Source organism: Pedobacter sp. AC163 (genome assembly GCF_979258665.1).
In genome coordinates this window covers 4347529-4369675 of sequence record NZ_OZ409872.1, presented here as the reverse complement: position 1 = coordinate 4369675, position 22147 = coordinate 4347529, and the positions used below count along the sequence as shown (strand labels likewise).

19 protein-coding genes are annotated in these 22147 nt (G+C 37.9%); 11 read left to right on the top strand and 8 right to left on the bottom strand.

Features of this window, described 5'->3' with window-relative positions; translation table 11 throughout:
- Nucleotides 1-138: 138 nt before the first annotated feature.
- Both ACZZZK_RS18795 and ACZZZK_RS18790 read left to right on the top strand, forming a co-directional pair.
- Complete coding sequence (locus tag ACZZZK_RS18795) at nt 139-1581, top strand: glycoside hydrolase family 30 protein (protein ID WP_463485467.1); 1443 nt, start codon at nt 139-141, stop codon at nt 1579-1581.
- A 120-nt stretch (nt 1582-1701) separates the two neighbouring features.
- Nucleotides 1702-2166 carry a hypothetical protein gene (locus ACZZZK_RS18790; protein ID WP_463485466.1) on the top strand — a complete coding sequence of 155 codons (465 nt, stop codon included), beginning with the start codon at nt 1702-1704 and terminating at the stop codon, nt 2164-2166.
- Nucleotides 2167-2213: 47 nt separating this feature from the next.
- Here the strand turns inward: ACZZZK_RS18790 and ACZZZK_RS18785 are convergent, their stop codons facing one another.
- From ACZZZK_RS18785 to panB, 3 genes are all read right to left on the bottom strand, one after another.
- Nucleotides 2214-2630: a hypothetical protein gene (locus ACZZZK_RS18785; RefSeq protein ID WP_463485465.1), complete on the bottom strand. Its 417-nt coding sequence runs from the start codon at nt 2628-2630 to the stop codon at nt 2214-2216.
- 152 nt (nt 2631-2782) lie between these two features.
- Complete coding sequence (locus ACZZZK_RS18780; protein WP_463485464.1) at nt 2783-3469, bottom strand: RluA family pseudouridine synthase; 687 nt, start codon at nt 3467-3469, stop codon at nt 2783-2785.
- Nucleotides 3470-3539: 70 nt separating this feature from the next.
- Nucleotides 3540-4355 carry a 3-methyl-2-oxobutanoate hydroxymethyltransferase gene (gene panB / locus ACZZZK_RS18775; protein WP_056851862.1) on the bottom strand — a complete coding sequence of 272 codons (816 nt, stop codon included), beginning with the start codon at nt 4353-4355 and terminating at the stop codon, nt 3540-3542.
- A gap of 309 nt (nt 4356-4664) precedes the next feature.
- Between panB and carA the strand changes: the two genes are divergently transcribed.
- The 3 genes from carA (at nt 4665) to ACZZZK_RS18760 (ending at nt 7962) form a co-directional block, all read left to right on the top strand.
- A complete protein-coding gene (carA, locus tag ACZZZK_RS18770) occupies nt 4665-5777 on the top strand; it encodes a glutamine-hydrolyzing carbamoyl-phosphate synthase small subunit (RefSeq protein ID WP_056851863.1) in 1113 nt (370 codons plus the stop codon).
- Between the two features lie 201 nt (nt 5778-5978).
- Nucleotides 5979-6743, top strand: a complete 765-nt coding sequence (locus ACZZZK_RS18765; protein ID WP_056851864.1) for an ABC transporter ATP-binding protein — start codon at nt 5979-5981, stop codon at nt 6741-6743.
- A gap of 142 nt (nt 6744-6885) precedes the next feature.
- Nucleotides 6886-7962 carry an ABC transporter permease gene (locus ACZZZK_RS18760; protein ID WP_463485463.1) on the top strand — a complete coding sequence of 359 codons (1077 nt, stop codon included), beginning with the start codon at nt 6886-6888 and terminating at the stop codon, nt 7960-7962.
- 3 nt (nt 7963-7965) lie between these two features.
- Here ACZZZK_RS18760 and ACZZZK_RS18755 read toward each other — a convergent pair whose 3' ends face one another.
- Nucleotides 7966-8796, bottom strand: a complete 831-nt coding sequence (locus ACZZZK_RS18755; protein ID WP_463485462.1) for a DUF3667 domain-containing protein — start codon at nt 8794-8796, stop codon at nt 7966-7968.
- A gap of 498 nt (nt 8797-9294) precedes the next feature.
- Here ACZZZK_RS18755 and ACZZZK_RS18750 point away from each other — a divergent pair, with 498 nt between their 5' ends.
- A complete protein-coding gene (locus tag ACZZZK_RS18750) occupies nt 9295-10251 on the top strand; it encodes a Fic family protein (protein ID WP_463485461.1) in 957 nt (318 codons plus the stop codon).
- A 55-nt stretch (nt 10252-10306) separates the two neighbouring features.
- Nucleotides 10307-10990, top strand: coding sequence for an XAC2610-related protein (locus ACZZZK_RS18745; protein WP_463485460.1), 684 nt, complete (start codon nt 10307-10309; stop codon nt 10988-10990).
- Here the strand turns inward: ACZZZK_RS18745 and ACZZZK_RS18740 are convergent.
- From ACZZZK_RS18740 to kbl, 4 genes are all read right to left on the bottom strand, one after another.
- Nucleotides 10987-11562 (bottom strand): TetR/AcrR family transcriptional regulator, encoded by a 576-nt coding sequence (locus ACZZZK_RS18740; RefSeq protein WP_056851867.1) that lies wholly within the window; start codon nt 11560-11562, stop codon nt 10987-10989. The two genes, ACZZZK_RS18745 and ACZZZK_RS18740, sit on opposite strands and share 4 nt — an antisense overlap.
- Nucleotides 11562-11969: a Rieske (2Fe-2S) protein gene (locus ACZZZK_RS18735; RefSeq protein ID WP_463485459.1), complete on the bottom strand. Its 408-nt coding sequence runs from the start codon at nt 11967-11969 to the stop codon at nt 11562-11564. Before ACZZZK_RS18735 ends, ACZZZK_RS18740 begins: the two co-directional genes overlap by 1 nt.
- 2 nt (nt 11970-11971) lie before the next feature.
- A complete protein-coding gene (gene pheS / locus ACZZZK_RS18730; RefSeq protein ID WP_056851869.1) occupies nt 11972-13012 on the bottom strand; it encodes a phenylalanine--tRNA ligase subunit alpha in 1041 nt (346 codons plus the stop codon).
- A 149-nt stretch (nt 13013-13161) separates the two neighbouring features.
- Nucleotides 13162-14349, bottom strand: a complete 1188-nt coding sequence (kbl, locus tag ACZZZK_RS18725; protein ID WP_463485458.1) for a glycine C-acetyltransferase — start codon at nt 14347-14349, stop codon at nt 13162-13164.
- A 251-nt stretch (nt 14350-14600) separates the two neighbouring features.
- Here kbl and ACZZZK_RS18720 point away from each other — a divergent pair, with 251 nt between their 5' ends.
- The 4 genes from ACZZZK_RS18720 to ACZZZK_RS18705 all read left to right on the top strand — a co-directional run bounded on the left by ACZZZK_RS18720 (nt 14601) and on the right by ACZZZK_RS18705 (nt 21833).
- Nucleotides 14601-17048 carry a DUF5686 and carboxypeptidase regulatory-like domain-containing protein gene (locus ACZZZK_RS18720; RefSeq protein WP_463485457.1) on the top strand — a complete coding sequence of 816 codons (2448 nt, stop codon included), beginning with the start codon at nt 14601-14603 and terminating at the stop codon, nt 17046-17048.
- Nucleotides 17049-17173: 125 nt separating this feature from the next.
- Nucleotides 17174-18127, top strand: coding sequence for an oxygen-dependent tRNA uridine(34) hydroxylase TrhO (gene trhO / locus ACZZZK_RS18715; RefSeq protein ID WP_463485456.1), 954 nt, complete (start codon nt 17174-17176; stop codon nt 18125-18127).
- A gap of 325 nt (nt 18128-18452) precedes the next feature.
- On the top strand, nt 18453-20852 hold the full coding sequence (locus ACZZZK_RS18710; RefSeq protein ID WP_463485455.1) for a GumC family protein: 2400 nt from the start codon (nt 18453-18455) through the stop codon (nt 20850-20852).
- Between the two features lie 477 nt (nt 20853-21329).
- Nucleotides 21330-21833 (top strand): UpxY family transcription antiterminator, encoded by a 504-nt coding sequence (locus tag ACZZZK_RS18705; RefSeq protein ID WP_463485454.1) that lies wholly within the window; start codon nt 21330-21332, stop codon nt 21831-21833.
- The last annotated feature ends 314 nt before the right edge of the window (nt 21834-22147 follow it).

The following is a 22147-nucleotide window of genomic DNA, read 5'->3' as shown; positions in this document are numbered from 1 at the left end:
ATTTGATCAGTTCAATCCTACGGATAAGCGTTGATCATAAAATTTTATCACACACAAATCAAATTTAAAGGGCGGAGCTTATAAAAGCTTCGCTCCTTTATATCATCCTACCCTATTTTATAAAAACCGAAAAAGCTAATGAAATCTATCTACAATATTAGCCTTGCTGTAAGTCTATTCTTCGCAGCTTGTGCCTGTAGAAAAAATACCACTACAGCCAATCAAGAAAAGCCAACCAATTCCGATCCCATTAAAACCGAAGTGGGTTTTTGGCTGACCAAGGGAGACCAGTCTCAGCTCTTGAGCAAACAGAATGTGGCGCTAAACTTCAGCGAATCCACAAATTCTAATCCCACGATTGAAGTAGATCAGAATACAACTTTCCAGGAAATTGATGGGTTTGGCTATACCTTAACCGGTGGAAGTGCAACTTTAATTAATGCATTGCCCGCAGCCGAGAAAGATAAACTACTACATGAACTTTTCGCCTCAGCTGATGATGCAATTTCTGTAAACTATATCCGGGTAAGCATCGGTGCATCCGATTTGAGTGCCTACCCTTTTACCTATAACGATTTGGGTGATGGCGAAACCGACGAAGCCTTGGCAAAATTTACCATTGCGAAAGAACAAACGGATTTAATTCCAGTTTTGAAAAAAATTGTAGCCATTAATCCGAAGATTAAGATTTTGGGTTCTCCGTGGACTGCTCCTACCTGGATGAAAACCAATAAAAGTTATATTGGAGGTAATCTAAAACCAGAATACTATCAAGCTTACGCGAAGTATCTGGTGAAATATATCCAGGCAATGAAAGCCGAAGGCATTACAATTGATGCCATTACGCCACAAAATGAACCCCTACATCCTGGGAATAACCCAAGTATGTACATGTCGGCAGAAGAGCAAGCCAGCTTTATTAAAACAGCCTTAGGACCGATATTCAAAAGCAGTGGTATTGCTACAAAAATCATTATTTATGATCACAATGCCGATAAGCCAGAATACCCGATTACTGTTTTAAACGATGCTGAGGCCAAGAAGTATATCGACGGTTCGGCATTTCATTTATATGCGGGGCCAATCTCTGCGCTAACACAAGTTCATAATGCGCATCCAGATAAGAATGTTTATTTTACAGAGCAATGGGTTGGTGGACCAAGTAATTTTGGAGAGGATTTGAAATGGCATGTTTCAACCTTAATAATCGGCGCTACCCGTAACTGGAGCAGGAATGTTTTAGAATGGAATTTGGCTGCCGATCCGAATTACAATCCACATACCGATAAGGGCGGCTGTACATCTTGTTTAGGGGCGATTACCATTGCACCTGCAATTAGCAGAAATGTTGCTTACTATGTTATTGCTCATGCGGCTAAATTTGTTCCGGCTGGTTCTGTTCGGATAGCTTCAAACATTACAAATAACCTTCAAAACGTAGCCTTTAAAACACCAGATGGCAAAAAAGTCTTGATCGTTTGTAATAACAATAGTAACGAAACAAACTTTAATATTCGTTTTGATGGAAAAATAGTAACGAGTACTTTGGATAAAGGTGCCGTTGGAACTTATAAATGGTAAAAATTTTGTTTAATTGTTTAGATGGCCCCGCTAAAGCGGGGTTTTCTATTTAGTGGATATTTATTTCTCATCAAATCTTGGCAGGCTGTTTGCGTTAACTTGTTCATCAATCCTTAAGAAATGAAAAAATTAATCCCTACCCTCAGCATTGCTGTTTGTTTAATGGCGGCTTGCCAATCTAAAAATACCGATTCCGATGCTGGAGATTCAACTTCGGCCAATTCTAAAGAAATTGACCAGTCAAAGCAATGTTATCAATCCATAAAAAACAGAGATACGGCAAATCTATCTTTAAATATGGAAGATGAAAAAGTAACCGGATCGCTATCATATAATCTATTCGAAAAGGATAAAAATAACGGAGTAATCTCTGGAATAGTGAAAGGTGATACCATCATTGCGGATTATACATTTCAATCTGAAGGTACTACCTCTACCCGTCAGGTGGTATGGTTAAAACAAAATGACCAGTTAGTTGAAGGTTTTGGAGATGTAGAAGAAGTGGATGGAAAAACTCAATTTAAAGACTTAGGAAAACTCGGCTTTGGTAAGTCTCTTGTTTTTAATAAAATCGATTGTAAATAAAAAATGGGCTTGTAAAAACAAGCCCATTTTTTATTTCGGAAAGTCGTTTATTTTACTGCTTCTTGTGCTGCAGCTCCCCATTCTTTGCTAACTTTAGTCATGTAGTCGGTATATTTTTGAACTTCATCGGGTTTCAGTTTGGTTGCCCAAGTAGATGCTGTTTGAGCCCAGGTAGAATATTTTGTAGTCAAAGCCTTAACCTGGGTTTCGTTTTTGCTTTTTAATGCGGCAAGATATTCATCTTTCAGCTTCGCATATTCCGCTAAACCCTTATTCACTTCATCACTCGAAAAGGATGGAACATCAGATTTTACTTCTTCAGTCTTAACTGTTGTTTTTACTGTTGTATCTCCACTAACAATCGTAGTATCGCTGCTCTTCGTTGTTTTTGTGGTGTTTTCGCATGAAACAAGCGCAGCAGCTAATAGGCCCACTGCCGCAACTGATAAAATTGTTTTTTTCATAAAATTTGGTTTTGCTTTGCATAACCTATGCAAAAAACAATGCCAAACATTTAAAACTTCCTAAGGCAGCTTTGACTAGCTATTGGCAATGACAATAAAATATCATGGGGATTTGGTGACGTTAATTGGGGAAAAAAAATACCAATACTGAATTACATATTTTCGAAACGCTCCCAAAATCCGTCAATAGGTAATTTGGCAAAAATGTTTACCGGCTCCTTTTTTACAGGGTGCAAAAACTGTAACCTGCGTGCATGAAGGCAGATGCTTCCTTTGCGACTACCTCGTGGATAACCGTATTTATTATCCCCTACAATCGGGCAGTCCATCGACGATAACTGAACCCTGATTTGGTGCGATCGGCCCGTAATTGGATCAACTTCTAAAAGATAATAACCATCTAAATTTCCAATTAAGCGGTAAGAAAGTTCTGCTCTTTGGCTATTGGCTACTTCATTTTTATAATAAGTAACCACATTTTTCTGCGGATTTTTAATTAGCCAGTGAATTAGCGTAGCAGCTTCCTTTTCGGGTTTGTTTCTTACAACGGCCCAATAAGTTTTTTTTACTTCGCGATTTTTAAAAGCAGCATTCATGCGCTCTAAAGCCTTACTGGTTTTGGCAAATAAGATTACGCCGCTAACCGGTCTATCCAAACGATGCACCACGCCTAAAAAGGCGCCGTTCGGCTTATTATATTTTTTAGCAATGTATTTCTTTACCTGTTCATCTAAAGGTTCATCGCCGGTTTCATCCACCTGAACGATATCTCCCGCTCTTTTATTAATGGCAATGAGATGGTTATCTTCAAAAAGTATGTCTTTTTCAGTGATTGGCATAAATCAGTTGTGAGTTATAAGTTTCAAGTTATAAGTCATGTTCCCATAACCTACAACCCATAACCTGTAACTAGTATTGTTCTTTATCGTTAGGGAAATCGTTAGCTTTTACATCACGGATATAGGATTGGGCGGCACCCAAAATTTCTTCGTATAGATTTAGATACTGACGCAGGAAACGTGGTTTAAAACCTTTTGTTAAACCAATCATATCGTTAACGACCAAAACTTGGCCATCGCAATGCGAACCTGCACCAATACCAATAGTAGGAATATGTAAACTTTCAGAAACCTCCTTACCAAGTGCAGCGGGAATTTTTTCTAAAACAATACTAAAACAACCAGCTGCTTGAAGCGCCAATACATCAGATTTTAATTTGTTTGCTTCCTCCTCTTCTTTGGCTCTAACAGTGTAAGTTCCGAATTTATAAATAGATTGAGGCGTTAAACCCAGGTGCCCCATAACCGGAATCCCGGCTGTAATAATGCGTTGAACGGATTCGATAATTTCTTCGCCACCTTCCAGCTTCACACCGTGTGCACCCGACTCTTTCATAATTCTGATCGCAGAATTTAAGGCTTCTTTAGAATTGCCCTGGTAAGAGCCAAAAGGAAGATCGACTACTACGAAAGCACGTTTAACAGCCCTGATAACCGACGCAGCATGATAAATCATTTGATCTAACGTAATTGGTAAAGTTGTTTCATGCCCGGCCATTACATTAGAAGCAGAATCTCCAACCAGTAGTACGTCCAATCCGGCATCATCTAAGATGGTAGCCATGGAATAATCATAAGCCGTAAGCATTGATATTTTTTCACCACGCTGTTTCATTTCCTGCAAAATGTGCGTGGTTATTCTTTTGATTTCTTTATGTACTGACATTGGTTTTATTTTGCTGTTTCAAAAGTATCGTTTTTTCTTTAAAAAGAGGCCGAAGCGCAAAGCTAAAAGACCAAAGCTGCGAGAAATGAAAGCTGGCCAGCAGTTCTGCCTTAAGCTTTACGTTCTCAACTTTATACCTCAAACCTATTTCATATTTTTCTTTACATTTACAATGTTAAACCCTATCTTTGTACCCCGAAATGAAAGGGATTTATTCATCTTTTTTTGCCCCAAGCAAATACGGCTCAATTGCCGAGAGACATCCTTTTTTCAACTCTTTTTTAAATCAAAATCCATATTGTAATTACCATGACTAACTACACCAAGTTACCTGCGATTTTATTACTGGCCGATGGCACAGTTTTTTACGGCAAAGCTGCTGGAAAAATTGGCACCACTACTGGCGAAATTTGTTTTAACACCGGGATGACAGGATACCAGGAGATTTTTACTGATCCAAGTTACTTTGGCCAGATCATGGTAACCACTAATTCCCACATTGGTAATTACGGCATCCAAAGAGAGGAAATTGAATCTGACTCTATTAAAATAGCAGGTTTGGTTTGTAAAAACTATAACATTGTTTACAGTCGTAAACAAGCTACAGAATCTATTCAGGATTATTTCCAGAACGACAATTTAGTCGCTATTTCTGATATTGACACCCGTGCTTTGGTTCGCCACATTCGTGATAAAGGTGCAATGAATGCCATCATCTCATCAGAAATTACTGATCTTGATGAATTAAAAAAGAAATTATCGGAAGTACCTTCTATGGAAGGTTTAGAGCTTTCCTCTCAGGTAAGTACAAAAGAGCCATACTTCTACGGAAATCCAGAGGCCAGCTTAAAAGTTGCTGCTCTTGATCTTGGTATTAAGAAAAACATTCTTCGCAGCTTCGAAAACCGTGATATTTATGTTCAGGTTTTCCCTGCTAAAACTAAGTTTGCTGAAATGGAAAAATTCAATCCGGATGGTTATTTTATTTCAAACGGCCCTGGCGATCCATCGGTAATGCCTTATGCGGTAGAAACAATTCAGGAAATATTAACAGAAGATAAACCATTGTTCGGCATTTGTTTAGGTCACCAATTGCTGGCTGAAGCGAACGGAATCGGTACCATGAAAATGTTTAACGGCCACCGTGGCTTAAACCACCCGGTTAAAAACATTATTAAAAATCACTGCGAGGTGACTTCTCAAAACCATGGTTTCGGTGTAATTCCGGATGAAGTGAGAAACTCAGATAAAGTAGAAATTACACACGTAAACCTGAACGATAAATCTATTGAGGGTATTCGCGTGAAAGGGAAGAAAGCATTTTCGGTACAATATCACCCTGAATCTTCTCCAGGCCCACATGATTCTCGCTACTTATTTGATGATTTTGTAAACGTAATGAAAGGTGAGTTAACCTGGTAGCTTCAAGCTGAAAGATAAAAGCTTAAAGACTAGAGCGAAATATTAAAAATCTGCGAATCTGCGGCTCAAATCAAAGCTGAAGATTCGCAGATTTGCTTTTAACGGATCCCGCATTGGGTTGTTCCATCATCCTGAAAACATTTTACAAAAAGTTCTTAAAAATTCATTTCTAATTCATTTAAAGCTCCTTACATTCGCAACATGGAAACAAAAAAAGCCATCATCACGGTCACAGACCTGGTAAAAAAGTATGATGATTTCGTGGCCGTTCAGGGATTAAGTTTTGAAGTTTATGAAAACGAAATATTTGGTTTGCTTGGACCAAACGGTGCTGGTAAAACAACAACGCTGGAAATCATTGAAACCTTAAGACCTAAAACCTCAGGAGAAATTGTAGTTGATGGCTTTTCAGTTGATAAAAATCCACAGGAAATAAAGCAGATTATTGGTGTGCAGTTACAGGCGGCAGGTTATTACCCAAATCTTAACCTTATTGAGCTGATCGAGCTTTTTGCTGGTTTGTATGGCGCAAATATTAAACCAATGGAAATGCTTGAAAAAGTAAACCTTCAGGATAAGGCAAAGGCAAAATACAAAGCTTTATCCGGTGGCCAAAAGCAAAGGTTTTCCATTGCAACAACGCTGATCAATCAGCCAAAAATTATTTTTCTTGATGAGCCTACCACGGGCTTGGATCCGCAGGCCAGGAGAAATCTTTGGGATTTGATAACGGAAATCAGAGATGCCGGAACTACAGTAGTCATCACCACCCATTATATGGATGAGGCCGAGCAACTTTGCGATCGTGTGGCTTTTGTAGAACGAGGGCAGATAATCGCTTTGGATACACCAGATAATTTAATTGACCAATTGGTGAATAGTGGTTTTGAGCGTAAAAAGGAAGTTAAGAAAGCCAATCTGGAAGATGTTTTTATCAACCTGACTGGAAAAGAATGGAGAGAATAAAAATATTTTTTTTGTAAAGAAATTACAGCAATCAAATTAATGTTACTACCCCTTTACGTTTTAGTCCGGATTTTCATCGGGAGCTGCCACTTAAATCGGGTTTAAGAAAAATAGTAAAATCACTATTAATCATAAATAGTAAATGAAAAAATACAGCAATACTACTGCCACCTTAGCATTAGCAAAAGCAAGTTTCCGTTCTATTATGCGGAGTCCATCTGCGGTGGTTTTTACCCTTGCCTTCCCTTTAATTTTTATTTTGGTATTTGGATTTTTAGGCGGTGGTGGAACCAGAATAGATGTCGGCGTCAATCCAGGGTCGGACGTAAATAATCCGGTTATTGCAATGCTTGCAAAGACGGGCATGATCAGATTGGTGAAAGATAAATCGAAAGAAGATTTTGATAAATTACTGGAGAAGGGAAATATCGATGCCATGATTGATGTTCACAGAAAAGTGAACAGCGCAGCATACTCCGTGAATGTGGTATATACATCAGCTTCAAGAGATAAAGGTGGCATTTTAAAATCGGTACTGAATAGTGTTTTTTATGATAAAACTTTAAAGCCTACCGTTGCCGAAATAAAAGAAAGCACCATCACCGGGCGTGAATATAAAACCATCGATTTTATTTTGCCGGGTCAGTTAGGCTTTTCATTGTTAAGCACAGGAGTTTTCGGAACGGCGTTTGTGTTTTTAAGTTTACGCCAAACACTTGTAATTAAACGTTTCTTTGCTACGCCGGTAAAAAGATCGAGCATTGTTATTGGCGAAGGGATTGCAAGGATAGGTTTTGCGCTAATTGGTGCAGTTTTTATCATACTACTGGGCCATTTCTTTTTTGGCTTCACCCTGGTTCATGGTGCGGTCACGGTCGTCAATATGCTCATATTGGCTACCATGGGCATCATTGTATTTATGGGTTTTGGTTTTATCATTTCAGGCATTGCCAAAAGCGAAAGCATGGTCCCTCCTATTTCTAACATTGTCACCCTTCCCCAATTTTTGTTATCAGGAACATTTTTTTCCATCGAAGCCTTCCCAACATGGCTGCAACCCATCAGCAGAGCGCTGCCTTTAACATATCTGAATGATGCAATGAGAAAGGTGGCTTTTGAAGGCGCTGGTCTTTGGGATGTGAAATTCCAGATTATGATTCTTTTTATTTGGGGAATTGTAATTTATGCAATAGCAGTGAAGGTATTTAAGTGGGAATAGCAATCATTTCATTCTGCTAAAGAACTCAATAAAATGGCTGTTTTGGTAAATGTAAATGGCCATCGCCATCATGGTTAAAGCTACCCAAAGTACTACGGCTATAAACGATTGAAGAAATACTTTTGTTGTGCCAACAACTCCGCTTTGTTGCATAAAACCTTTGTAAGCATAGGTATAGTAGATAATTTGAATAGCTAGACCAATGGAGGGCACAATAGGTAACCAAGGCGTATTTTTAGCCAATGCTTCTAACGGGAAAGCCAGGAAAGTGAAAGCCAGGTTCGAAAAACTAACGAAAAATACATTTGCAACAAAGTGCTCTGCATAATTATACTGCCTTTTATAGTAAATAAGCCAGAAAAATAGTGCAAAAAACGGCACCGCAATCATGGCGAGGATGTTTCCGTACTTCGAAGTAAAATAGCGAACATTAGCACCTCTTTTGATCATCTCTATTACCTCAGCCTTTTTTACTGGATCTGGTATATTTTGAACGCTGACTGGTATCTCAGGATTGTGGCTAACACTTACAGGACTAAAAAAAGTATTTGATAAAACGAAAAGACCAGCAAGAATTAAAAAGAAAGTGAATGGATTAAAGTATTTCTTTCGCTTACCCCCAATATATTCTCTAGCTACTGTACCGGGTTTTACCAGCAACTCTTTCAACAGATAAAAAATTCCCTTATCGGCATGGGTAAAGGCATGAAAGAATTCATGGAAAATATGCCCCAACGTAAACCGATGCACATGAATTTCTTGCCCACATTTACTGCAATACTTATCATCAGTTCTAGCTAAGGCATTACAATTGGAACAATGGCTTACCTTCATCTTCAGTTTAGTTTTGTTTGATAACCTAAACTAGCAAATTTATATCCAAACTTCAAATCAAGAAAAATGCTGATAATCGTTAATAAATTAGAATAGACATTTATACACATTAGTGTCTGATAAAAATAGAACGAGATAACCTAAGCCATCCCTTATTTTAAACCGTTAGTTAATACACAAAAAAGTATGTTTAAAGATATAAATTTTCTGAACAACCGGTATTTTCCCAATTGCTAGGCTCGATCAGCCGCTCGCCTTTTACCACCTTAGTTAATGCTCACGATGCGGATTGTTATAGCTAGCGATGTAAATCGTGGGAACACTTGAAAACGCAATTGCAATAATTAAGCACATAATATTGTATTATTTAAATAGGGCTTTTAAAGCCAGCTTGAAACAATGTGATTAGCTACTGCTGTTTTAAAATACATAATGAACAAAACAATAAATATCGGATAGATTAATTTTTTATAACAAACGATATTAGTATCTTTGTGTGTGTGGAATATTGATTTAACAGATCTCGAGGAATTAAAACCTCATGCTGACAGGCTATTTGAAAAAAAAAGACGTCTGGATGAGTCACGTCCGCTACCTAATAGCGCCTTAACTAGAATAAGAACTGATCTAAGTTTAGAATGGACATATAACTCAAATAGTATTGAGGGTAATACACTAAGTTTAAGGGAAACCCGAATGGTTTTGCAAGAAGGCATCACAATAAAAGGTAAATCACTCGTAGAACATTTCGAAGCACATAATCATGAAAAAGCGATTGATTATCTATACAGCCTTGTCAATAAAAATTACACCTTAAGAAGCATTGATATACTTTCTCTTCACGGCTTGGTTCTTCGCAGTATTGAAGACGATTATGCTGGTCGAATAAGAAATGGTGGTGTTCGCATCCTTGGCGCTAATTTTACACCACCAAATGCTAATAAAGTTTCTGATTTATTAGATGAACTTATCTATTTTGTAAATGAAAATAAAGATGGTTTAAACGACATTTTATTATCCACAATTTTTCACCACAAATTAGTTTGGATTCATCCATTTTTTGATGGTAATGGCCGAACCGTTAGGCTCGCCATGAACTTGCTTTTAATGCGAAATGGCTTTCCTCCGGCAATTATTTTAAAAAATGATAGAAAAAAATATTACGAAGCTTTAAACCAAGCAAACAAAGGTAGTTATCACAAACTTTATTTGCTTATGCTACAAGCTTCAGAACGCTCATTAAATATTTACCTTAATGCTATGCCTGATAGCCTTTATGGTGAATACGAACCAATATCCCAAATCGTTTCCGAGCCCGAGTTTAAGTATGGGCAAGAATATGTAAGTTTATTGGCTCGACAAGGCAAAATTGACGCCTACAAAGAAGGCAGAAATTGGTTAACCACTAGAGATGCCATTAACAACTATATAAAAGCCAGAAAACGTGATCGTTAACGTTTTTTAACTTTTGATGATTAGTTATTAAGGTAATTTTAACGAAAATTATTTAATGAAAAATCTATCTATTTTCTGCATTCTTATTTCATTTACTTTTTCGGCAAAAGCTCAATATAAATTTCTATCTAACAATAGTTCAAACCAGTACAATGTCAAAATTTTTGTTGCCGATTGCGCAGATGGCTTGTGTGGAGGTAAGGCAACCATCATTCTATATGATAAAATATCAGATAAAGAATTGGAAACATTCCACTCTCCTGATTTAGATTTTAGCCTCAATGGCAACCAAGACGCAAAAATAGGCTGGCTCGATTTGGGAAAGTATCAGAGTCCGCTGATTTTTGGTGATTTTAATTTCGACGGCATTGAAGATTTAGCAATACGAAATGGAAGTAAAGGGCTGTACATGAGTCCATCTTATGATATTTATCTGGCGACCAACAACAAATTCTTGTTAAGTAAAGAATTAACCAAGCTGGCAAGTGAAAACCTGGGGATGTTTGGTATTGATAAGAAAAATAAGCTACTCAGCGTTGAGCAGAAAAACGGTTGCTGCTACCAGCAAACGATCAGTTACCGCATTGATAAAAAGAATGTTCTTGCTGAAGTTTCGTCGGTAATTGAAGATTCCAGCATCGGCGATGACGTTACCGTGATTATAACAAAAGTGGTGAATGGCAAAACGCAACGCACTGTGCAAAAATATAAGACCAAGGATTACTATTCAGAAAACTAAAGCGCTGCCTTAACCAAAAACGGAAGTATTTCTTTTTGAAAACTAACAAAGTTTTTGCGAACATCAGAATCGCTTACCGAGGTAAAAGCGAAAGAGAAAACAATGCTTTTACTGGCTTTAAGTAGAAATGCCAAACCTTCTCTCCTTGCGGGATTGTTTTTAAAGGTCTCGAGCTCCAGGTAGGCTGCCAATAAAAGTGCCTCAAGCTGATCAGATAAATGTTTTAAAAACTCTTGTGAGTTGGCATTTTCCCGTACAAAATCCCAACCGATAAATTCATTACAGGCAGTGAAAGAAAGTCTGCTGGTTTTCATCACCAACGCTTTAAGATGCTCCTCCTCCGAGCCGTAGCTTACCTTATTGTTAATTATTTCATGCAGGTTCTGATCCAGATAATCCATTAAGATGCTATCTAAAACCTGTTCCTTACTTTCAAAATATTTATAAATGGTTGCTTTTGCTATCCTTGCTTTTTTTGCAATTTCGTTAACACTTGTTTTGTGATAACCATATTTTCTAAAAAGTTCTTTGGCAGCTTTTTTTACTGTTTCTTTAATTTTTTCAGCTTCCATTAATTCCTGACGTTTATTGTAGTATTGCCTTGTAAAGACACACTATATGTTTTTAAAGTTCTTTCTGCAGGTGCTTTCTGCGGCGTACCATCGAGAAGAGAAAATTTTGCACCCGAACACGGATCTGTAGCCGTTAAACCGCTATCATCGGGAACAATTTTGCATTTGCTATCTGGATTCACGGTGCTGCAGCGATCGAAAGCTACAAAACCACCAAGTGGCGTTCTAACGATCACCAAACCTGCTATTCCATTATTTGGAACCAATAATACATTGTTTACCGCTTTTATTCCGAATTCTACCAAGGTAACATTATAATTAACCGGTACATCTGGAATAAAGTTTTCTTCTTTGCCGCAGCTAACAAACAGAAAACACACGAACAGAATACTAAAGAGATACCTCATGATTAAATCAAGGCAGATTTATACTGGTTCAAAAAGCGAACATCGTTTTCTGAGAAAAGACGTAAATCTTTAATCACATATTTAAGATTTGTAATTCTTTCTATTCCCATACCAAAGGCAAAACCACTGTATTTTTTCGAGTCGATGCCACAGTTTTCCAATACATTTGGATCTACCATTCCACAACCTAAAATTTCTACCCAACCGCTGTACTTACACATGTTACAACCTGCACCTTTACAAATGGTACAAGAGATATCCATTTCGGCAGATGGCTCAGTAAATGGGAAATATGACGGACGGAAACGCACCTGAGTACCTTCACCGTACAATTCCTGAACAAAATAAAATAAGGTTTGCTTTAAATCCGCAAACGACACATTCTCATCTACATACAAACCTTCAATCTGGTGAAAAAAGCAATGTGCTCTTGCAGAAATGGCTTCGTTGCGGTAAACTCTTCCCGGCATAATGGCACGGAAAGGCGGTTGCCCTTGTTCCATCATACGTACCTGAACAGATGAAGTATGTGTACGCAAAGCGATATCACCTTTTTCGCCGCCTTTTTTAATGAAGAATGTATCCTGCATATCTCTCGCAGGGTGTTCCTCAGGGAAGTTTAAGGCAGAGAAATTGTGCCAGTCATCCTCAATTTCCGGCCCCTCGGCAACAGTAAAACCCAGTTTAGCAAAAATCTCCACAATCTCCCTACGCACCAAAGCCAGCGGGTGACGGGATCCGATTTCAAATCCTTCACCTGGTAACGTCAAATCAAGACTAACATCTTCAGTTTTTGAGCTATTACTTTCTGTAGATTCTTTTAAGGTTTGATATTTAGATTCGGCAAGTTGTTTAAACTCATTTAAAACTTTACCTAATGATCTTTTTTCTTCAGTTGAGACAGTTTTGAATTCTTCAAAAATTTCTTTGATAATTCCTTTACTGCCTAAATATTTGATACGGAATTGCTCCAGTTCGTCAGCTTTTTCTGTTACGAAAGCATTTATCTTTTCCGAGTATTGTGTGATTTTATCCTGCAACATGGCTTCAAATATACGGCAAATAATCTAAAATTTTAAGTGATAACGGGTTCAAATAATCAGTTTACAATATCATTATAAAAGAAAATGAACTCAAAACGAAAAAAGCCGCAATTAAGCAGCTTTCTTAAATCATATAAAACTTATAGAAGTTAAATCACTCCTAATTCTTTACCAACTTTTGTAAAAGCAGCAATGGCTTTATCCAAGTGGTGTTGCTCATGACCTGCTGAGAGCTGCACACGGATCCGGGCTTTACCTTGCGGAACTACAGGATAGAAAAATCCGATCACATAAATACCTTCATCTAGCATTTTTGCCGCAAACTCCTGCGCTATTTTAGCATCGTAAAGCATTACCGGTACAATTGGGTGAAAGCCTGGTTTGATATCAAAGCCAGCTTCAGTCATTTTTTGACGGAAATATTTGGTGTTGCTTTCCAGCTTATCCCTAAGCGATGTAGTTTCGCTCAACATATCCAATACCGCGATTGATGCTCCAGCGATAGCAGGCGCTAAAGTATTGGAGAATAAATATGGACGAGAACGCTGACGCAACATATCGATAATTTCTTTTTTACCAGAAGTGAAACCGCCAGAAGCGCCTCCCAATGCTTTTCCTAAGGTACCGGTGATGATATCAATCCGATCCATTACATTGAAATGCTCGTGAGTACCTCTACCCGTTTTACCAATAAAGCCAGAGCAGTGCGATTCATCAATCATGATCAGCGCTTCATATTGATCAGCCAGGTCAGCGATTTTGTCAAGCGGCGCTACTGATCCATCCATAGAAAAAGCACCATCAGTAACAATGATCCTATGTCTGCAATCTTTGGCAGCAATCAGTTGCTTTTCCAAATCTTCCATATCGGCATTTTTATAACGGAAACGCTGTGCTTTACACAAACGAACGCCATCAATAATAGAAGCGTGGTTTAATTCATCAGAAATAATTGCATCTTCAGCATTAAACAAAGGTTCAAAAACGCCCCCATTGGCATCAAAGGCAGCAGCATATAAAATGGTATCTTCCGTACCTAAAAATTGAGATATTTTCGCTTCCAATTCCTTATGAACATCCTGCGTTCCGCAGATAAAACGAACCGAAGACATTCCATAGCCATGATCATCAATCGCTTTTTTTGCCGCCTCGATTACTTTAGGATGCGAAGAAAGACCCAGGTAATTATTTGCACAAAAATTGATCACCTCTGCACCGCCGCTTACTTTAATATCTGCACCTTGTGGTGTTATGATTATGCGTTCGCGTTTAAATAACCCAGCGTTTTCTATTTCTTCAAGTTCTTTTTGGAGAACAGGTTTAAGTGTTTTATACATGGCTTTTTTAATATTTTTTCTTTTTCCAAAGTTATAAAAAAAACTTCTTGGCAACTTAAAACCACCTTGATTGCTTGTAACTATTTAAGCGCAAACGTTTGATATTTTATCAAAATGCGCTTTTGAATCCTTTATAAAAGATATCAAACGGCTAAAAGCTTATTTTTTATTCAACTTAACAAACTTTAACACACCACTATGTGTATAGTGTTAAAACTTATTCGATATTTATAGCTTACTAACTAATAAACATGACCCGACTCTGCGCACTCATCCTTCTTTGTTGTTTAACCCAGCTGGCAATAGCACAACAATATACGGTTAGCGGAACAATTAAGGATACAGGCGGACAACCAGTTCCTTTTGCATCAGTTTACATTAAAAATACCACTACCGGAACATCGGCAAATGTTGATGGGAAATACGCTATTAAACTTGAAAAAGGTGATCATATCATAAGCTACCGGGCAGTTGGTTATAAACAACAGGATTATAAGGTAAAGTTATCGGAAACCATTAACCACGACGTGATCCTGGCATCTGAAAGTTATACCCTTGAAAATGTAACCATTAAAGGCAATGCCGAAGACCCTGCATTTGAGATTATTAGAAAAGCCATAAAGCAGCGCAAAACACATTTAGAAGAGGTAAATGCCTTTACCTGCGATGTTTATATCAAGGGCGTACAAAGGTTAAAAGGCGCACCCAAGAAATTTATGGGCAGAGATATTCAAAAGGTTATGGAATTGGATTCGAACCGACAAGGGATTCTTTACCTTTCTGAATCAAACAGTAAATTTAGTTTCCGCAGACCTAACGATGTTCATGAAGAAATGATTTCTTCGAAAGTGGCCGGAAGAAATAATGCTTTCAGTTTTAATAAGGCTTCTGATTTAATTATCAATTTTTATGATAATTATCTACTGGAAAACAAGCTCAGTGCAAGAGGTTTTATTTCGCCTATTGCTGATAATGCCCTTTTTTACTACAAATATAAGTTGGTTGGCGAATCCAAAGAAAACGGCGAATTGATTCATAAAATTCAAGTGATTCCCCGAAGGGAAAACGATCCTGTTTTTAGAGGCTACATTTATATTATAGATGAAAGCTGGAGAATTTACAATACGGATGTTTACCTGACGGAGAAATCAGGTATCAATTTTATTGACACGCTAAATATTAATCAGCAATTCACGAAAGTTAAAGACACTTATATGCCAACGAACATCAATTTTCAGTTCGCCGGCAGCGTTTTAGGGTTTAAATTTGCGGGCTATTTTGTCGGCGTTTACAGCAATTATGATCTCGACCCTAAGTTTCCTAAAGACCGCTTCAATGGAGAAATATTGAAGATTACCAAAGCGGTGAATAAGAAAGATTCCCTTTACTGGATCAATAATCGCCCTATTCCCTTGACCCCGGATGAGCAGCTAAACTATATCAAAAAAGACAGTATTGCTAAGCGGAAAGAGTCGAAAGTTTATTTGGATTCGTTAGAGAAAGAGAACAATGAGTTTAAGATCACTAAATTATTACTCAGGGGCTATAGTAAAAACGATCGCTACGATAAGCACTATTTAAATTTTGATCCTGTTTTAAAATCCATCTTTTATAATACCGTGGAGGGATTTGCCATTAAATATGGGGTAACTTATCGCCAGGATTTCGAAAATAGACGCTCCTATTCCATCAGACCGGAGCTGAGATACGGTTTTGCCAACAAAAAGTTAACCGGAAGCTTAACCGGAAATTATTATTACGATCCATTGAAACGTGCCTCTTTTGGCGGCTCTTTCGGTAATGGAATTTTTGATTTAAATAACCTGGGTTCGATGACCCCTCTGGGAAATACCATTAACTCTTTACTTTATGAAAAGAATTTCCCGAAATTTTACGAAAAAAGCTTTGTGAGTTTATATACCACAAGAGAGTTGGCCAGCGGTTTGCAGGCCAGTTTAAGTGCAGATTATAGTAAAAGCAACACCTTAACCAACAGTACAAATTTTAAGTTTTTTGATGCGAAAGACAGGGAGTTTACCTCAAACAATCCATTCTCTCCAAATGCAGAAATACCACTTTTTCCTACCTATAAATCATTTAGCGCAACGGCAAGTTTAACCTATACCATCGGGCAAAAATACATTACCCGCCCTGATGGAAAGTTTTATACCGAATCTAACTTCCCTAAAATTACAGTGCTGTATAAAAAAGGATTTAATGGTGTTTTGGGTAGCGATATTGATTATGATTTTGCTAAAGTTGAAATAGCGCAAGACCGGATAGGTTTAGGCTTATGGGGTTATACTTCCTTCCTTGTTGGTGCCGGAAAATTTCTAAATAATGACAAGGTTTACTACCCGGAATACAAACATTTTTCCGGTAACATTTCTACTATCTTCCCACCAAACTTAAGGAAGTTTCAGTACCTCGATTTCTATCAGTTTAGCACCAATCAACAATATTTTGAGGCCCATGTTGAGCACAATTTTGCAGGCTTTTTCTTAAATAAAGTACCATTATTACGCAAAGCGAAGCTTGAGGAATTTATTGGTGGAGGCTATTTATCATCACCTGAAAAAAGAAATTATAAGGAATTTTATTTCGGTATACAACGATTGGTACTAAGAGTGAGTTATGGTTTTGCTTATGATGGCCCAACAAAATTGACTCAAGGATTTAGAATAGCGTACGGTTTTTAAAAGGTAAAAGGTTGAAAGTAGTAAGGTTGATGGTTTTCCTTCAATCTTTTGCCTTTTTACCTTCTGCCTTTTTTTATTATCTTTGCCCCGCTTTAAACGCCGTTTGCAACGGTATCAATAGCGTTATGAAAAAATATCAAACACTTCTTTACTATTGCTATAGTTACATAGCAGAGGCAGAACAATTTGCTGCCGATCACCTAAAATTTTGTAAATCATTGAATTTAGTTGGCCGTATTATAGTGGCTGATGAAGGTTTGAATGGCACTGTTTCTGGTAGCCCCGAATCATGTGAGGCTTACATGAAAGCCATCCATGCAGATGAGCGTTTTGCAAAAACAGAATTTAAAATTGATGAGGTGGAAGAACCATCGTTTCTGAAAATGCATTGCCGTTATAAATCGGAGATTGTTCATTCTGGCTTACGGGATACTTCAATCATCAATCCGAATGAGAAAACAGGAAAACATTTGGAGCCTACAGAATTCATGAAAATGAAAGATGATGAAGACGTCGTGATTCTAGATGTTCGCTCAAATTATGAGCATAATTTAGGGAAGTTTAAAAATGCCATCACCCTTGATATTGAAAATTTCAGAGATTTTCCGGAGCAGATTAACCAGCTCGCCCAATATAAAGACAAGAAGATTTTAACCTATTGCACTGGCGGTATTAAGTGCGAAAAAGCTTCTGCGCTATTGCTTCACCATGGTTTTAACGATGTGTATCAATTGCATGGTGGCATTATCAAATATGGCAAAGAAGCTGGCGGAAAGGATTTTGAAGGCAAATGTTATGTTTTCGATAACCGTATTGCCGTTGACGTTAATGAGGTTAATCCAACTGTGGTTTCAGTTTGTTATAACTGTGGAAAAACCACACCTAAAATGATCAACTGTGCTAATCCAGAGTGTAATGAGCACATTACGCAATGCGATGAATGCGGCGAAGAGTTACAAGGATGCTGTTCCACAGCTTGTACTACAAATCCGCGTAAACGCCCATATGATGGAACCGGATACTATGTAAAAGTGCCACAGCCTGTTGCTAGAAAGACAGCGGAAACATCAGTTGTATAGCTTACCTGTTCATTATTCTGTAGTTGATTATTAATCGATCATAAACTTTGTTTCCATTTTTTTTTGCTTTATCATAGGTAAGATATGTCATTCTGAACCTGTCGAAGGACGCATTGAATTGCCTGCAATAGCGCTTCGACAAGCTCACCGTGACAATGTCTGTGGCAAATTATTTTATAATACAACCTCCCAAAACGACGTTGCGCTTGTCGCAATATCAAATTTAATTTGCTGTTAAATTTGCAGCAACATCACTTCTTTTAAAAAATACCGCTTATCTTTATCACATTATCTTTTTGTCCCAAACAATCTAAAACAGTATACATTGACAGAGTTAGTGCCAGAGAAAAAGGCTGTAAGCCAAAGTATTGATTTCTATAAAATCTTCAGGGTATTTTTAAGTCGCTGGTATTGGGTTGCTTTTACCGTAACCGTTGCGCTTTGCGGCGCATGGCTTTATTTATGGTACACCCCTCCCATTTATCAAACCAGTGCATCATTAAAATTAGAAGATAGCAATCCTGCTATTAGCACAGGTGGCCAGGCAGCCATGCAAAATTATAACTACACCGACAAAATTCAGGCAGAGAGTTTTACCATTCGCAGTAATGAAGTGATTGCAAATGCTGTTAAAACGCTTGATTATAAAATCAGCTATTACTTAAAAGGCCGCGTGAGAACCACGGAGCTTTACCCAAATGTGCCTTTCGTTATCGAAATTATTAAGCAAGACAGCGTAAATTTTGGCAGATCACTATATTCGGTCAAAGGAATTGACAATCAAAGTTTTCAAATTTCTTCAGCTGATAATGAGGATGCCAAATCGACCATAAAGTACGGACAGAGCATAGATATGGGAAATATGACCTTTCGGATTAAAGACAAAATCCCGATTAACAGCACCTACCAATTCAAATTTAATAGCAAAGAAGATTTTATAGGCCGTGCAATGGGCGGCTTAAACATAGGTGAGGCTGCCCGTTTTACCAACGTAATGAGCTTGAGCCAAACGGATGCCAATGCCGTTTTTGCTGCAGATATTCTAAATGCGATCATGAAGGAATACGTGAAGTATGATGTGATTCAGCGAAGAAGATCGGCCAGGCAAACGGTAGATTTTATTGATAATCAACTCGGTTTTATCAATACCGAGGCAGGAAAGTCAGGCAGTACCCTAGCCAATTATAAAACACAAAATAAAATGGTCGACATGAGTTCCTCTACTGCGATGACAGTAGGGAAACTTGCAGACTTTGAAAAACAGAAAACAGAACTCAATCTTAAATTGCTGGGCATTAAACAGTTGGAGGAACAGATCAACAACAACCGAAATAAAGTAGAAATTGGGGTTGATTTAGAAGGCGATTTAAGTACAGGCTTGGGCGCACTGGTTACGCAGCTCAATACATTACTAGCTAATAGGGAAATAAAGCTTAATCAATTTAACCCCGAATCGCAACCCGTTAAACAGGTGGAGCAACAGATCGCTAATGTAAAATCGGGCATTAGAAGCAGCATTCAGGGCATGCGTAAAAATAACGAGGCCACTATCCGCTACATCGATAATCAAATTGCAGGGGTTACCCAAAGCATGAGCACTATCCCGGTAAAGGAGCAAAACTTTGTGAAACTGCAAACCAACTTCGAAGTAAACAATAAAGTAAGATCATATTTATCAGAAAAGAAACTCGAAGCGGAGATGAACGCCGCAGCTATTGTTCCGGGTGCATCCATTGTAAACCCGGCCTACCCTTCTTACTATGCCATTTCTCCAAACAGCAGCAAAGCTTACAGCACAGCACTTATGCTAGGTTTGGCCTCAGGTTTTGGCTTGATTTTATTGGTTCGTTTTTTAAACCCATACATTTACGATAAGGAAACTGTTGAAGGATTGACGCATACGCCTATCATTGGTGTGATCCGCAAATTTCCAGATTATATAGACCAGGATAGCAGACAAGCACTTTCGTTATCAAAACCCAAATCTGTTTTTGCAGAATCGGTGAGATCAGTTCGAACGAACTTAAGTTTTCTGGCAAACCACAAGGCCAGCAAGGTCATTTGTATCACTTCAGAAATTTCAGGAGAAGGGAAATCATTTGTTACGATTAACCTTGCCAGTACTTTGGCCTTGATAGAGAAAAGAGTGATCCTGGTTGCAGCCGATTTGCGTAAATCTAAATTGCACAAGGCTTTTGGGAGTGACAATAAAAAAGGATTGAGTTCATTGCTTTCCGGTCAGGCTAGCTTAGAAGAGGTGATGATTCATGATGAAGTTCATCATATCGATTTTATCCCTTCCGGACCTGTTCCTCCAAATCCTTCAGAATTACTGCACACTGCGGCGATGAAAGATTTACTAAAAAAACTGGAAGCCGATTATGATTATGTTTTGGTAGATACCGCACCAGTTGGTTTGGTTTCTGATGCCATTCCATTAATCCGGTCTTCTGATATTAACTTGTTTGTGATTCGTTCTGGAGTTTCACAACAAAGAGCCGCTAACATTCCCGAGCGTTTATCGAGAGAATATGGATTGAGTAATTTAGCGATCATTTTGAATGCATTCGGCGATGATGCGCTTTATGCTAACTATTATACAACAGATTATTCTCGTGGCGGCGGCAACAGTACCTACTATTATTCTGATTATTCTGGATATTCAGGTTCTGGATATTACGATGACGAAAATAGAAAGTGGTGGATGTTTTGGAAGAAAAAGTAGTTTGAGATCTAATGAAGATTTTGGCAACCAGACCAATTGGAATTGCACAATAGAAAACATTCCGTGGTAGATAAATGACATCAAAGCACTGTCTATGCACACCGATCTATTGGCGTTTTTTCAGCAAGCCCTATTTCTTTAAAATTCGTTTCATTTGATTTTAAAGAAATCGATCAACAATCCAGAAATATTAATTGACATTTCGCAATAATTTAAGAAGAAAAAAAACGGTTTTAACATTAGAATTGAGTAGTTTTGATTCTATATTGCTCCTGACAAATTAAAATTTATAAACCACAATCTCATTGATGATTGCTCGTCCCATTTGGTTAAATTTTTCTTATATCTACAAATTAAGAACCCTTGTAGTTTTCTTACAAGGACAATCTTTGATCTATTCTGTTTTTTTTATCGTAGCTTCCAGTAATCGGGATCAACTCTCCACGATGATCGGAACTTTCAATCTAGATTTCGCTTATGATTGATCAAAACTATAAATGGTTTCCTGTTTATACGCGATCAAGAGCTGAGAAAAAAGCTTATGATGAATTGCTGCGCAAAGGCATTAAGGCTTATCTGCCACTAAAAAAAACATTAAAACAATGGAGCGACCGGAAAAAAATCATAGAAGAGCCTTTAATTAAATCCTATCTCTTCGTCCATATCTCAACTAAAGAGCATAGCGAAGTTTTAATGACGAACGGGATTTCAAGGTTTCTCTATTTTTCTGGAAAAATAGCTTCTATGCCCGACCAGCAAATCGATCAACTGAAGTTATTATTGGCTACCGACGAAGAGTTGGAAGTTTTCGACCATGAGATTAAACCAGGGCAGAAAGTGCTGATTAAAGCTGGACCTTTTAAAGATATGATTGCAGAAATGGTTTCAGTACACAATAAACAACGTATTATTTTACGTTTAGATAATATCGGATATTCCATTGAAATTAATACCTCGATGGCATTTGTGGAACCGATTTAAGTATAGAAAATGTTAAAAGTCGTTATTGCGAGGAGGAACGACGCGGCAATCTGTCTTTTACGCCGTATAACCCTTGAGGGAAAGAAAAAAAACCTCATCCCCCGCTCCCGAAGAAATGTCGGGACAGTCCTCTCCTGAAAAAGAGGGAGCTAGAATGAAGGGCTTTCTGTTAGGTAAAATGCAGACGAGGCTGATGGAATTATTCGTAGTAGAAACAGTGGAAGGCATCGCAGGGCAGTAGATATAAAATCAATAAATTGAACAGTTAGCATAAACTGTTTGGTTTTAGAAAACATAAAAAGATGTTGCGCTTA